Origin of the sequence: Pedobacter lusitanus, from assembly GCF_040026395.1 — a bacterium.
Taxonomy (GTDB): Bacteria; Bacteroidota; Bacteroidia; order Sphingobacteriales; family Sphingobacteriaceae; genus Pedobacter; species Pedobacter lusitanus.
This window is the reverse complement of the sequence record NZ_CP157278.1, coordinates 1,056,038-1,069,231: the sequence shown is the minus strand read 5'-3', so window position 1 is coordinate 1,069,231 and position 13,194 is coordinate 1,056,038. Positions and strand designations below refer to the sequence as shown.

Sequence of the window (13,194 nt, the reverse complement as noted above, 5' to 3'; positions counted from 1 at the left end):
GTTGTGTTAACTATATTTTCTTTCCTGAGGTGGACAGGAGGTTTCTCAGGGACTTTATGGCCTGGTAGAGGGTAGTTTCTACGGTACGGACAGTAATGCCAAGCAGAGGGGCTATATTGGATTTATCGATTTGTTCTATACGGCTCATCAAAAGAACTTCACGCTGTCTTTCTGGTAGCAGGTTGATCAGGGAGAGGATACGTTGCTGAGACTCTCTGTTGGTCAGAATTTCGAAAGGAGTAAGGTGCTCTGACAGGAGTGTTTCGTGGTTTTCGAGAGGCTCGAGGTGGGTCTTACGTTTTTTAAGATGGTTCAAGGACAGGTTTTTAGCAGACTGGAATAGGTAGGGTTTGAGCAGGCGGATTTCCAGTTGTTTGCGGTTGTCCCAGAGTTTAATGAACAGGTCTGCGATCAGGACTTCACTGACAGTAATCTCTTTGGTAAAAATGGTGGAGAAGTGAGTGAGTGGGGTATAGTAGCGATTGAAGATTGTTTGTAAGGATAAGGTATCGTCCTGATGGAGCAGGGCAAGGAGTTCTTCGTCGGAAAAAACGTTGTAGTCAGGTGTTTTCATCGCGACGCAAAGATACGGGGCTAGTGTTAGGGGAGTGTTAAGTTTGGAGGGAGGGAGATAATGATTATATGTTAATAAATATCAAACTAAATAATTCTGATAAGAATTAATTTCTTTAGGAATATATAAAAACTTATGAAAAGTTGGTTTAGGCACAACTTAAAGAAGCATATCTTGATATTTTTATGCACAACTATTAAATTAGTGACACTTCTAAGTGTAGATATTGTTTAGGTTCGTCAAATTAATAGATTATTGGAGATGGCAGATGTTCATTCTAAAGAGATACGCTCACATAATATGAGTAAGATCAAAAGTAAGGATACGAAACCTGAATTATTAGTACGTAAGTTTTTATTTAAAAATGGGTTCAGGTATCGTCTCCACTTAAAAGTACTTCCGGGAAAGCCAGATATAGTACTACCAAAATACAGGACTGTCATATTTATCAACGGATGTTTTTGGCATGGTCATGAAGGATGTAAATATTATGTAATACCTAAAACAAGAACAGAATGGTGGTCAGATAAGATCAATTCTAATGTTAAAAAAGATATTAAGTCTGTTTTGCAATTAAAAGAACTGGGGTGGAGGGTTATTATAATTTGGGAATGTGAATTAAAAAGGAGTAAAGTTGAACATTTACTTAATTCGTTAGTAACAGAATTAAAAAGGTAATAAAAAAACAAGGATTCAAAATCAAAATGTATATTTGCTAATATTGTTAGTATACTCGTTCTTTTACTTACTGTCTGTAATTTATTACAGCTCTATGTTGAAAGATTTTAGTAGTTGCCTATCATTTAATTTTGTTAGTTTGTCACACAAATGCCCGGATTAAGAATGGAAGAGAAAATAGTTATTAAGAGTAAGAGTAAAAAAGTAGTAAAACCTATATATCCGGATGATCAGGATTTAGCCTTGTTGACCCACTATCATTCTACAAATGAGCCTATTTACGGTGAAGCTGTCTCCGTTGCAGAAAAATTTATTAATTCTGTGAATGAACCTGGAATAGAAAACCTATATAATGCTGTGCAAACAAAAATGTTTGATAATACTATTGTTCCGTTCCCAGGCCCGGAAAAAGGAAAAGAATTATTCACATTTATAGATCTATTTGCGGGAATAGGTGGTTTCAGGATGGCACTACAAAACCTCGGAGGACAGTGTGTGTTTACGTCTGAATGGGATAAGTATTCGAGGCAGACATATTTCGCAAACTATGGTGAGTATCCATTTGGTGATATCACTAAAGATAATGTAAAGCAATATATACCACAAAAATTTGATATTATATGCGGAGGGTTTCCATGTCAGCCCTTTTCGATTGCAGGGGTTTCGAAGAAAATTAGTCTTGGAAGATTACATGGGTTCGCAGACGAAAAGCAAGGAAACTTGTTTTTTCACATAGCAGATATTATAGAAAAACACAGACCTAAGGCTTTCTTTTTGGAAAATGTTAAGAATCTTGTCTCACATGACAAAAAACAAACCTTTAAAGTAATCAAAGAGACATTAGAAGCATTGAATTACTCTTTTGATCATAAAGTTATTGACGGGAAACACTTTGTTCCTCAACATAGAGAAAGAACTCTGATGGTTGGTTTTGATAAAAATATTTATGGTGATGATGTGAAATTTGACTTTAATAAAGTAGAGATTCCTGAAGAACCTCAAATGTTGAAAACCATTCTGCAATCTGAAGTAGATCCAAAGTATACTTTAAGTGATAAATTATGGAACTATCTCCAGGATTACGCAAAGAAGCACAAAGAAAAAGGTAATGGATTTGGATTTGGACTTGCCAACCCAGATGGAATCAGCCGTACTATAAGTGCCAGATACTATAAAGACGGAGCGGAGATTTTAATTGCTCAACCCGGTAAAAATCCCAGAAGATTAGTCCCAAGTGAAGCCGCAGCACTACAAGGCTATCCCATATATCCAATAAATACAATGGACAAAACTAAAAGTTTAAAGATTACAGTCTCAGATAATCAGGCTTATAGACAATTTGGCAATTCTGTGGTGATGCCTTTGATTCAGGCAATAGGAAAGCAGCTTACTAAGCAATTATAAATATGACTCTTGAGAGCCTTAAGAAAATTTTTTCTGATAATGGGTGTGAAAAAATTTATATCAAAAATTTAGCACCAAATGATAATTCAAAAAACCAGGTTTACTTTGCCGGAAATTTTGAGTTTCTGAATATTTTGCCTGTTACCAATATAATTGCAGAAGAAGCAGGTGATTGGAAGAAAGAACGTTTTAAGGCTTCATTAGATTTTTCATGGATATTAGAAAATGGAGAATTAAGGCCGGCTCCCCATTCTCAATTGATTTTATATCCAAAATATCCTGAAGTAAGATTTTCAGGGTTTCTGAAGAAATGCGAAAATGCACCTAGTGAACTTATGACACAAAGACTCGCTAACAGATTGTTTTTTTTTTCGGTGACTGATACAAATCGGGTTATTGGTTATGTTACTGCGCCGGATTCTCAGATAGCAAATGAAATCAATTCAGTAGAATTGCCTTTAGTTCATGGAGTTTTTAGGATATTGGAATTAACAGATGAGAATAGGAATAGAATAAGATTACTTGAAGAATTATTAAGGATTAATCAATTGGGCTGGATACGATCTAAAAGACTGGATCGGTTTGGTAATATTCTGCCTTGTGAAGCACCTAATTGTGGGGGGTATACTCTTGAAGCAGAACTTGGGATAACTCCAAATGGCCATTCTGAACCTGATTATTTGGGTTGGGAGATTAAGCAGTTTGGAGTGTCGAACTTTACGAGAATAAGTAGCGCAATTATTACCCTAATGACTCCAGAACCGACCAATGGATTATATAAGCTTCAGGGGGCAGAAAATTTTTTAAGAACGTATGGATATAATGATAGAGCGGGACGCCTTGACAGGATAAATTTTGGGGGGATTCATAAAGTAGGAATATTGCATCCATTAACTAATTTAACACTTGTAATTGAAGGTTTTGATGTTGAGTCAGGAAAAATAAGAAATGCTACAGGTAAGATCTCTTTAGTTGATTACAAAGGTAATGATACTGCATCCTGGGATTTTTCTTCAATGTTGTTGCATTGGAATAGAAAACATAATCAAGCATGTTATATTCCTTCAATTTCAGATATGAAAAATTTGAAACATTATAGGTATGGTAAACATGTAATTCTTGGAAGAGGTACTGATTTTCATCTTTTTTTAGCTCAAATGGCTAACGGTAATATTTATTATGATCCAGGTATTAAAATGGAAAACGCTTCAACTCATCCCAAAATAAAAAAGCGCAGTCAGTTCAGGATAAAGTCGCAGTATCTCCCACATTTGTATAGAGAGAATGAAATAGTTGATTTAGGCATATAATAACTGGCTTCTTTAAAAGCAAAATTAACCTAAATATACCTTTCTACAAGGTTAAATAGAGTGGGTAAACATTGCTTCAGCTTCAACTAATTGGTCGTAATTATTTTCTTTATTGGTGGTGGATTTCCACTTCCACGGTAGTGTCTTGAATTTTGTGTAAACGATAAAATAGGAGTGGTCTATTGCATTGTATTTAAAGGAATAAATTCAGAACTTTAATTACAGTCATATGGAAGAGAACAAGTTAGGTTTACCAAAGGACTTTTTCAAGCAGTTTAAGTCCAAGGAACAGTTCCAGGAATTCTTTCAGGAAATGTTCAAACAGGGAGTCAATGAAATGCTCCAGGGAGAGCTTGATGAGCACCTGGGTTATGAAAAGCATTCTCCAGAAGGCCATGGCAGCGGTAATTCCCGTAACGGTTTCAGTAGCAAAAAGGTCAAGAGTGAGACTCTTGGGGATGTGGTATTGTCAATTCCACGAGATCGTAATGCAAGCTTTGAGCCTAAACTGATCCCCAAGCACCAGCGTATGAGCGAGCAGATTGAGCAAAGCATTATCGGGATGTATTCCCGTGGAATGAGTACTCGTGATATTGAAGACCAGATTCGTGAAATGTACGGGGTCGAAATCTCTGAAAGTACAGTTTCTACGGTTACAAGCCGGGTTGTGGAGATGATCAAGGAATGGCAATCCCGCCCCTTAGAGCCTGTTTATTTTACTTGTTGGATGGACGGTATTCAGTTTAAGGTACGCCACAACGGAAAGGTGGTTAGCAAATGTATTTACTTGGTAATTGGCCTAAAACATGATGGCCTGAAAGAGATTTTGGGCATGTGGATCAACGAAACCGAGAGTGCATCATTCTGGCTAAGTGTGCTTACAGATTTGCGTGCCAGAGGTGTAGAGGATATCTTGATCGCCTGTACAGATAATCTTATTGGCTTTACAAAGGCCATTGCCGAGGTATTTCCCAAAACAATAACCCAGCTTTGCGTCGTACATCAAATTCGTAATAGTTGTAAATATGTGGTCTGGAAGGAACGTAAAGAGTTTTCGATGGATCTTAAACAGATTTATGGTGCAGTAAATAAAGATACCGCCAGATCAGCCCTGGATGATTTCACAGTAAAATGGAAAAGTAAGTATGGTTATGCTATTTTAAGCTGGGAGAAGAACTGGGATGAGTTGACCAGTTACTTTGACTTCCCCCTGGAAATCCGAAAAATCATTTATACCACCAATGTCATTGAAAGCCTGAACAGCGGCATAAGGAAATTCACCAAGTCCAAAAACTTGTTTCCTGACGACCAGGGTGCAATCAAGGCTGTCTACTTATCGGTCATGAATATCCAGAAAAAATGGACGATGCCAGTAAGAGATTGGGGTAAAATTATTAATCAGTTTAGTATTATATTTGAAAATAGATGTCTCCTTTAAACTCAATACGGTTGACCACTTACACAAAATTCTTCACAGGCTCACTTCCACCAATTCTTTTGAAGTTAATGAGTTCAATCTTATTATTCTGATCGATGCTGAGTTGAAAATCAGCCTCGGTTTCTTCTGCTTTTGCAATCAGCAGATAATTATAAATATTCTCATCTTTTGATTTAAAGATTGCTGATTCTATCCCTTTGGTCATACCTTGAATTTTCTTTAAGTATGATTTTAGTATTTCTTTAGAGATTTTTTGCTGATATTTCGTAGTAAAGGAGTCAAAAATGTCGTCATATTTTTGATTGTTGAATTGACTTATAAATTTGTGTACAACTTGGTCCGCATTTTTATTCTGCGCAAATGTTGATAATGAAGAAAGAGAGATGATAATTAATAATAATGAAAATTTAATAAGTATTTTGTATAGTTTAAATCTAATAAATTAAATAATTCACGATAATTTATAGTAGAGTATTATCATTTAATCAATGAATCGCAAACATCTGATTAACATATCTGTTCTTCTCCTTTTTACAATTTTTATTTCTGGCTGCGCTATAAAACAAGGGTTTATCCAGAAAAAAGATGGCGCTTTTGAATTGACCATCAAAAAATCAAATCAAAAGCATAACCCGATAATCTATGGGACTGCTTACGAATTTGGAACTAAAAAAACAGTTCCCGGTGCATTGATCGTAACTGATAGACAAGGAAAAAATTGATTTCTATATAAAACCAGATACAATGCCTTTATACTAAGAGTATCCCACCCGAATATTTATTTGATTTCTTTGTCCCCGGAATAATAGTTATCTATGCAAAAAGGAACTATTATTAATCTACCTCTTTTAGCCGGAGCTTTTCAGGCTACTATTCATCAATGATGTATTCGAAATTTTCAGATCAGCATTTACTCGGCTTATTGAAAGAGGGTGATGAAGCTGCTTTTACGGAGATTTATGATCGTTACTGGAAGGTAATGTACCTTCATGTTTTTCGGATGCTGAGGGATGAAGAAGAAGCCAAAGATGTTATTCAGGAGCTTTTCAGTACTTTCTGGCTGAAAAAAGAGACTATACAGAGTACTAATATTTCCGGTTACCTGTACGTAGCTGCAAGAAATAAAGTATTGAATCTGGTGCAGCAAAATAAAGTCCGCAGTGATTATCTGACTTCCCTGGGTTCGTTTAGCCACGAAATGAGTAATGTGACGCTGGATCAGCTGGATGAAAAAGATCTGGCTAATGCTCTTGAAAGAGAAATTGCTAAGCTTCCTGACAAAATGCGGATCATCTTTGAATTAAGCCGTAAGGAAAACCTCTCACATAAAGAAATTGCGCTGAAGCTGGGTCTATCAGACAAGACTGTCAAAAAACAGATCAGTAATGCTTTAAAACTAATCCGTAGTAATCTGGGGGTAGCGGGAGCAAGCATTTTATGGCTCATATTTTTAAGATGAAAATTATTTTAAATTCATCTACTACCCAGGCTTCTTTAAACTGTTTCACTATTATACAAGGATCACTCTGAGTAATTAGTTATGCAAAAAGAAGAAGCACTTCATTTACTGGAAAAATACAATAAAGGTACGGCAACTGCTCAGGAAAGAGCAATTGTTGAACATTGGTATTTAAAGGAAGCCAAGGCGCAGGATCTGACGGTAGTTGAACAAAAAGTAGATCATCTGAAAGCAGAACTCTGGTCCGGTACACTTGCCAAAGCAGGCTTAGCTGAATCACCCGCAAAAACTTTTAAACTATGGCCTAAGCTGATTGCAGCTGCAGCAGTTTTCCTTTTAATTGGAACAGGAGTATATCTGTTTAATTATAATACTCAATACAAGCAGCCTGTAAATCAGCTGGCTAACGATGTAAAACCGGGTTCAGCTAAAGCTTTACTCACCCTTTCCAATGGCAGAACAATCAATCTGGATGTAGCCGCTGATGGTAAAATCGCCGAGCAGCAGGGAGTAACTATTGCTAAAACTGCAGATGGACAAATCAGCTATGCCTCATCGCAAACCGCAAAAACAAATCAGGAAATCTCCTTTAATACGATACAAACGCCCAATGGAGGAGAATATCGCGTTAATCTCCCCGATGGAACTAAAGTCTGGCTTAATGCAGGATCTTCATTAAAATACCCAACAGTTTTTAATGCACGTGAACGGAGGGTCGAACTAACCGGAGAAGGTTATTTTGAGGTAAAACATGAACAAAGCAGACCTTTCAGAGTCATTACACCCGGCAATTCCGGCAACGGACAGCTGGTAGAGGTGCTGGGTACACATTTTAATATTAACTGCTATCCCGACGAAACCACAATTCATACTACACTACTTGAAGGTAGTGTAAGAGTTTCAGAGATTAACGGCAAAAAGTTCAGGCTCCTTAAACCAGGAGAAGAAGCGCTTAAACAAGACGGTCTTTTAACGATACATCCGGCAGATCTGGATGAAGTTATGGCCTGGAGAAACGGGAAGTTTAAATTTAATGATGAAGACATTGTCAGCATCATGAAGAAGATAGCACGCTGGTATAATCTCAGTGTAGAATATCAGGATGAAGCGATTAAAAAGGAACGCTTTAGCGGGACTATTTCCCGTTTTGAGAATGTTTCAGAGTTATTGAAAAAACTGGAACTGACCAATACTTTTCAGTTCCGGATTCAGGGGAGTAAAGTAATTCTCTCCAAACCCAAAACAAAAAATCAACCAACCAAGGAACCCTAAACTAAATTTACGAACCACATGAAAATTCAACAAAGAGATCCCTGAACGTTATTGTCTTAAGCGAAAAAAGTCAGGGCGGGTGCAACCGCTACCTGACTAAATGCTTAGGTCTTTCCTGTTAAAAAAATTAAGCCAATTGTCTTAACAAACCTAAACTAAACAAATGTATAAAACTTATACTTGGTTATGTATCCCCCTGGGCTACAAAATGATTTTTCCTGGCCGGAAATCCCATATCCAATTCAGGATAAGCCAGGAACTTAAAAAACGAATAATTATGCGTTTTAATATTATTGCGCTCTTGCTGTGCACTTTCCTGATCCAGGTAAGTGCCAGGTCTTTTGCACAAAAAATCACGCTCCGTAAAAAGAATATCACACTCGATATTGTCTTTAAAGAGATCACTAAACAAACCGGTTACGATGTTATCTGGCAGCAGGATAAATTAAAAACCAGCCATGCCATTGATGTTTATTTTAATAATGCATCTCTGAATATGGTACTCGATGCAATTTTTAATAACGAACCTTTAACCTATGCAATTGCCAATAAAACCATAGTCGTAAAACTCAGAGAAAAAACTGAAGATGCGGCAGGCTTTCATGCTGTTGCTCCTGGTGAGGTAAGAGGAATAGTCCGGGATGAAAAAGGTGAACTGATTGCCGGAGCATCAGTCGTTGCTGTCAATAAAAGTACCAATGCCCGGACGGTCACGGCCACGGGCAAAGACGGAACTTTCCGTTTCCCAAAATTGCCAGCCGGAGCTTACAGCTTTATAATTACTTATGTAGGATATGCAGCCAAAGTTGTCAATGGAATTGTCAGAAATGATCAGCCTTTAATGCTGGCCGTGATTATCAAAGAAACCACCACAACACTGGATAACGAGATTGTCGTTACCGGAACCGGGATCACCCGGAAGAAAGATAGCTTTACCGGTGCTACAGTGACTTTCTCCGGCGATCAGCTGAAAGCTATCGGCAACAATAACATTATTCAGAGTTTACGAACGATGGATCCTTCTTTTTTGCTGATAGAAAATAATCTGGCGGGTTCCAACCCGAATAAACTGCCGCAGATTGAAGTGCGCGGAAAAACAAGTATTCCAAGCGCAACGCTGAAAGATCAGTTTGCTACAGACCCTAACCAACCCCTTTTTATTCTTGACGGGTTTGAAACAACCCTGCAAACTATTGTCGATCTGGATATGAACAGGGTAGCTGGGGTAACGATTCTCAAAGATGCAGCTTCTACAGCTTTGTACGGAGCCAAAGCATCAAACGGAGTAGTTGTCATACAAACCTTAAAGCCAAGAGCCGGAGAGCTGCGGATTACCTATACCAATGACTTCAGACTGGAGAGTCCTGACTTATCGGGATATAACATGATGAATGCAACTGAGAAGCTCGAATTCGAGAGATTATCCGGGAGATATACCTCTAACAGAGGTTCAGCAGACAGTCAGTATTATCTGGATCAGCTTTACAATACACACCTGACCCAGGTTAAAAAAGGAGTGAACAGTTACTGGCTGAATGAACCTGTACAAACCGGAATTTCTGAGAATAACTCAGTTTATCTTGAAGGTGGAACAACCGAATTCACCTATGGCGTGGGCGCAAATTATAAAAGTCAGCGCGGAACAATGAAAGGGTCCGGAAGAGATACCTGGAGTGGAAGCATCAATCTGACTTACAGAAAATCGAAAATCAGTGTAAACAATATCCTGTTTGTAAGAGGATACGATGCGAAAAACTCTCCTTATGGCTCTTTCTCGGATTTTGTCAATGCAAACCCTTACTTTTTAAAAGATGCTTCCCAGCGGTACCTGGAAGTGAGCAGAGCTTCAAATTATGATTCCCTGTTTGTCAGGAACCCTTTGTATAATGCTTTTCTTCCGTCAAAAAACGGTACTAAAAACCTCGAAGTACAAAACAATCTTCAGCTTAACTATAAAATCACGCCTGCATTACAGCTGATGACGGGTTTGCAGCTGATCAAAGGGAATACGAATGAAGAAGTTTTTAAATCACCAGAAGATACTTTTTTTGATAAAGTATCAGTATTAAAACGCGGAACATTAACCAGTAACAAGAGTGATAACTTTTCTTATCAGGCCAATGCCCTGTTAACCTATGGAAAGGTATTTAACGGGAAACATTCTGTCACTGCCAATGCCCGTGCAGAAATCAATAACAGTGAAAACAGAAGTATTGCTTTTACCGCAGAAGGTTTCCCTCCCGGGAGCGATGGTAATCCTGCATTCGCCTATGCCTATCAGGCCAATGGTGCACCTTCCGCCTATTCAAGAGTTTTCAGGACGATGAATGCTACCTTGTCGGCCAATTATTCTTATAATACCAGGTATTTGTTTGATTTTTCTTACCGTCTGGATGGCTCTACAGCCTTTGGAAGCAACAAACAATTCTCCCCTTATTATTCAACCGGTATAGGCTGGAATCTGCAAAATGAGACCTTTATGAAGAGAGCCAAATGGATCAACCGGTTAAAATTATATGCCAATATAGGGATTACCGGTAATCAGAATTATGGAAATATAACCTCAGTATCAGTTTACGGCTATAACAGTAACGCTTATTATAATCAGTTTGGACAGGGGGTAACGCTCAATACACTCGGCAACCCTGACCTTGACCCGCAAAAGACCACCCAATTTAGCGGAGGTTTAGATTTCTCCCTGTTTAATAACCGTTTCACAGGCTATATCAATGCCTATAATAAATACACCAATCCACTGGTAGTGGCAGCAAATTTACCATCCTCTACCGGAGTTTTTAGTTATCCTTTAAATGTTGGAAATCTGAATACCCGTGGTGCAGAGATAAAAATGGGGTATTCTCCGGTTTATAATCTGGATAAACGGGTTGTCTGGAATATCAATATTACCGGCAGTATGTATAAAAGTAAATATGATGGATTTGGTAATACCCTGAGCGGATTAAACAAGCAGCAGGAAGCCAATCAGTCTTTACTGCGTTTTACAGACGGACACAGCCCTGATGATATCTGGGCAGCTAAATCTTTAGGTATTGACCCGGCAACAGGCAGAGAACTTTTTCTGGCCAGAGACGGGCAGTATACCTTTGATTATAATACTGCGAACCTGCAATCAGTGGGGAATACCAACCCGGCAGTGGAAGGCGTATTCAGTACCAGTCTTTTTTATAAAGGATTTAATCTGGGCATTTATGTACGATACAGATTTGGTGCCGATATCTTTAATACCGCTTTATACAATAAAGTAGAGAATATCTCTTACTCGGACATTGCCTATAACCAGGATAAGCGGGCACTATATGACCGCTGGCAGCAACCAGGAGATATTGCACGTTTTAAAGCCGTTTCTCAAACCAGTACAACACCTATGTCTTCCCGTTTTGTACAAAGAGAAAACAGCATCAGCGGAGAATCTGTCAATATAGGGTACACCTTTGAAAACAAAGCATGGCTGAAACAGGCAGGTATGAGATCCCTTAATCTTACCGCCATAGCAAACGATATTTTCAGAGTATCCTCTGTACTCAGTGAAAGAGGGATTGATTACCCTTTCTCCAAAACAGTTTCATTTAGTCTAAGAGCCTCATTTTAAATCAGCAAATTATGAAAATAATATACTTTAAACTGATGCTGATCATCAGCATTTCGTGCAGCCTCTGCGGATGCAAAAAATACCTGGATGTTAAACCTGAAGATAAAATTCTGGAAGAACAGGTTTTTACCAGTAGAACGGGGATAAACAATGCGCTCAATGGCTTGTATATTAACCTGACTAAGAATAATTTATATGGCGATAACCTGACCTTGTCTACAGTAGATATACTGGCGCAGCGCTATAATGTCAGTTCATCTCATAAACTATATCAGCTATCAATTTATGCTTATGCAGATAAGTCATCAATGGATAAGATTGATGAAATATGGACCAATGCTTATGTAACCATACTGAATGCAAATGCATTTGTTGAAAATGTAAACAAGTATAAAGGCGTATTGGACGCTACATCTGATTCTCTTTTTCAGGGCGAAGCGATAGGGATCAGAGCGATGCTGCATTTTGATCTGCTGCGTTTATTTGGTCCGGTCTATAACTCTGCCGACTCGGTTAAAACCTCCATCCCATATTATCAGCAAAGTAAAACAACAGTGAATGACCTGCTGCCTGCAAATAAAGTACTGGACCTGGTTACAGCAGATTTGTCCAGAGCTGAAAACCTGCTGAAAAAAGACCCGGTAATTACCAGCGGTGTGCTGCCGGGCAGTTTACAGGATGGCGGAGATTTTCTGCGCAACAGAAATTACAGGATGAATTATTTTGCTGTCAAAGCCCTGCAGGCGAGAGTAAATTTATACAGAGGAAATAAGACCGCTGCCTTACAAGCCGCACAGGTACTGATCAGCAATGCGGATAAATTTAAATGGACAACAACGGCCAATGCATTAAATGAAAAGATCAATCCTGACAGAATTTTCAGTACAGAGATGATTTTTGGTGTACAAAACACGCAGTTATACAGTAATTATCAGAATGAGTTTGATCCTGCTCTGGAAGACAGTAAGATTCTGGCTGCGATACCAGGCCGTTTAACGACAGTTTTTGAAGCGAATGAAAACGATTACCGCTATAACCTGAACTGGGTAGTGCCGGCTAACGGAGGAAAAACTTACCGGACATTTTATAAATATGCCGATGTAATTGATAAAACAAAACCTTTCCGCTCTGCTATACCATTGATCAAAATCAGCGAAATGTTTTATATCGCTGCTGAATCCTCATCTGATCAGGTTCAGGCACTCACTTATCTGAATAAGGTTCGCAATAACCGGGGCCTGCTGAGTCTGACTGCAGCAGCTGCATTGAGTAAAGAATTGCAGAAAGAATATCAGAAAGAGTTTTATGGAGAAGGGCAGCTCTTCTATTATTATAAAAGAAATAAGATAACCACCATTCCCAACGGATCTTCAGGAAGTGGAAATATAACCATGAGTGCAGCTAACTATGTTTTGCCACTGCCGCTTTCAGAAACTCAGTACCGCTAAA

General features: G+C 38.4%; 11 protein-coding genes. 9 read left to right on the top strand and 2 right to left on the bottom strand.

Translation table 11 applies throughout. From position 1 onward, the window contains the following. Nucleotides 1-10 precede the first annotated feature (10 nt). A complete protein-coding gene (locus PL_RS04675; RefSeq protein WP_041883505.1) occupies nucleotides 11-574 on the bottom strand; it encodes an RNA polymerase sigma factor in 564 nt (187 codons plus the stop codon). A gap of 261 nt (nucleotides 575-835) precedes the next feature. Here PL_RS04675 and PL_RS04670 point away from each other — a divergent pair, with 261 nt between their 5' ends. From PL_RS04670 to PL_RS04655, 4 genes are all read left to right on the top strand, one after another. Next, nucleotides 836-1,252 (top strand): very short patch repair endonuclease, encoded by a 417-nt coding sequence (locus PL_RS04670; protein ID WP_041883507.1) that lies wholly within the window; start codon nucleotides 836-838, stop codon nucleotides 1,250-1,252. 165 nt (nucleotides 1,253-1,417) lie between these two features. Beyond that, on the top strand, nucleotides 1,418-2,656 hold the full coding sequence (gene dcm, locus PL_RS04665; protein WP_041883508.1) for a DNA (cytosine-5-)-methyltransferase: 1,239 nt from the start codon (nucleotides 1,418-1,420) through the stop codon (nucleotides 2,654-2,656). A gap of 2 nt (nucleotides 2,657-2,658) precedes the next feature. Beyond that, on the top strand, nucleotides 2,659-3,966 hold the full coding sequence (locus tag PL_RS04660; RefSeq protein WP_348621107.1) for an MvaI/BcnI family restriction endonuclease: 1,308 nt from the start codon (nucleotides 2,659-2,661) through the stop codon (nucleotides 3,964-3,966). Nucleotides 3,967-4,195: 229 nt separating this feature from the next. Next, nucleotides 4,196-5,404, top strand: coding sequence for an IS256 family transposase (locus PL_RS04655; protein WP_348621105.1), 1,209 nt, complete (start codon nucleotides 4,196-4,198; stop codon nucleotides 5,402-5,404). A 19-nt stretch (nucleotides 5,405-5,423) separates the two neighbouring features. On the opposite strand, the gene PL_RS04650 is transcribed toward PL_RS04655, so the two are convergent. Beyond that, on the bottom strand, nucleotides 5,424-5,723 hold the full coding sequence (locus PL_RS04650) for a DUF3887 domain-containing protein (RefSeq protein WP_262497001.1): 300 nt from the start codon (nucleotides 5,721-5,723) through the stop codon (nucleotides 5,424-5,426). A gap of 169 nt (nucleotides 5,724-5,892) precedes the next feature. Here PL_RS04650 and PL_RS04645 point away from each other — a divergent pair, with 169 nt between their 5' ends. The 5 genes from PL_RS04645 (at nucleotide 5,893) to PL_RS04625 (ending at nucleotide 13,193) form a co-directional block, all read left to right on the top strand. Further along, a complete protein-coding gene (locus PL_RS04645; protein WP_041887128.1) occupies nucleotides 5,893-6,126 on the top strand; it encodes a hypothetical protein in 234 nt (77 codons plus the stop codon). A 158-nt stretch (nucleotides 6,127-6,284) separates the two neighbouring features. Next, the gene (locus PL_RS04640; protein WP_041887126.1) at nucleotides 6,285-6,863 is read left to right on the top strand and encodes an RNA polymerase sigma factor; all 579 of its coding nucleotides are present in this window, start codon (nucleotides 6,285-6,287) and stop codon (nucleotides 6,861-6,863) included. A gap of 81 nt (nucleotides 6,864-6,944) precedes the next feature. Beyond that, entirely contained in the window at nucleotides 6,945-8,135 is a 1,191-nt protein-coding gene (locus PL_RS04635; RefSeq protein WP_052496638.1) for a FecR family protein, read from the top strand. 277 nt (nucleotides 8,136-8,412) lie between these two features. Then, nucleotides 8,413-11,745, top strand: a complete 3,333-nt coding sequence (locus PL_RS04630; protein ID WP_160292172.1) for a SusC/RagA family TonB-linked outer membrane protein — start codon at nucleotides 8,413-8,415, stop codon at nucleotides 11,743-11,745. Nucleotides 11,746-11,756: 11 nt separating this feature from the next. After that, a complete protein-coding gene (locus PL_RS04625) occupies nucleotides 11,757-13,193 on the top strand; it encodes a RagB/SusD family nutrient uptake outer membrane protein (protein WP_041887124.1) in 1,437 nt (478 codons plus the stop codon). Nucleotide 13,194: the final 1 nt, after the last annotated feature.

Excerpts from the sequence above, each read along its gene's own strand:
- PL_RS04640 (WP_041887126.1), top strand. The coding sequence starts at position 6,285 with ATGATGTATTCGAAATTTTCAGATCAGCATTTACTCGGCTTATTGAAA.
- PL_RS04645 (WP_041887128.1), top strand. The coding sequence starts at position 5,893 with ATGAATCGCAAACATCTGATTAACATATCTGTTCTTCTCCTTTTTACA.
- PL_RS04630 (WP_160292172.1), top strand. The coding sequence starts at position 8,413 with ATGCGTTTTAATATTATTGCGCTCTTGCTGTGCACTTTCCTGATCCAG.
- PL_RS04635 (WP_052496638.1), top strand. The coding sequence starts at position 6,945 with ATGCAAAAAGAAGAAGCACTTCATTTACTGGAAAAATACAATAAAGGT.
- PL_RS04660 (WP_348621107.1), top strand. The coding sequence starts at position 2,659 with ATGACTCTTGAGAGCCTTAAGAAAATTTTTTCTGATAATGGGTGTGAA.
- PL_RS04625 (WP_041887124.1), top strand. The coding sequence starts at position 11,757 with ATGAAAATAATATACTTTAAACTGATGCTGATCATCAGCATTTCGTGC.
- dcm (WP_041883508.1), top strand. The coding sequence starts at position 1,418 with ATGGAAGAGAAAATAGTTATTAAGAGTAAGAGTAAAAAAGTAGTAAAA.
- PL_RS04670 (WP_041883507.1), top strand. The coding sequence starts at position 836 with ATGGCAGATGTTCATTCTAAAGAGATACGCTCACATAATATGAGTAAG.
- PL_RS04675 (WP_041883505.1), bottom strand. The coding sequence starts at position 574 with ATGAAAACACCTGACTACAACGTTTTTTCCGACGAAGAACTCCTTGCC.
- PL_RS04655 (WP_348621105.1), top strand. The coding sequence starts at position 4,196 with ATGGAAGAGAACAAGTTAGGTTTACCAAAGGACTTTTTCAAGCAGTTT.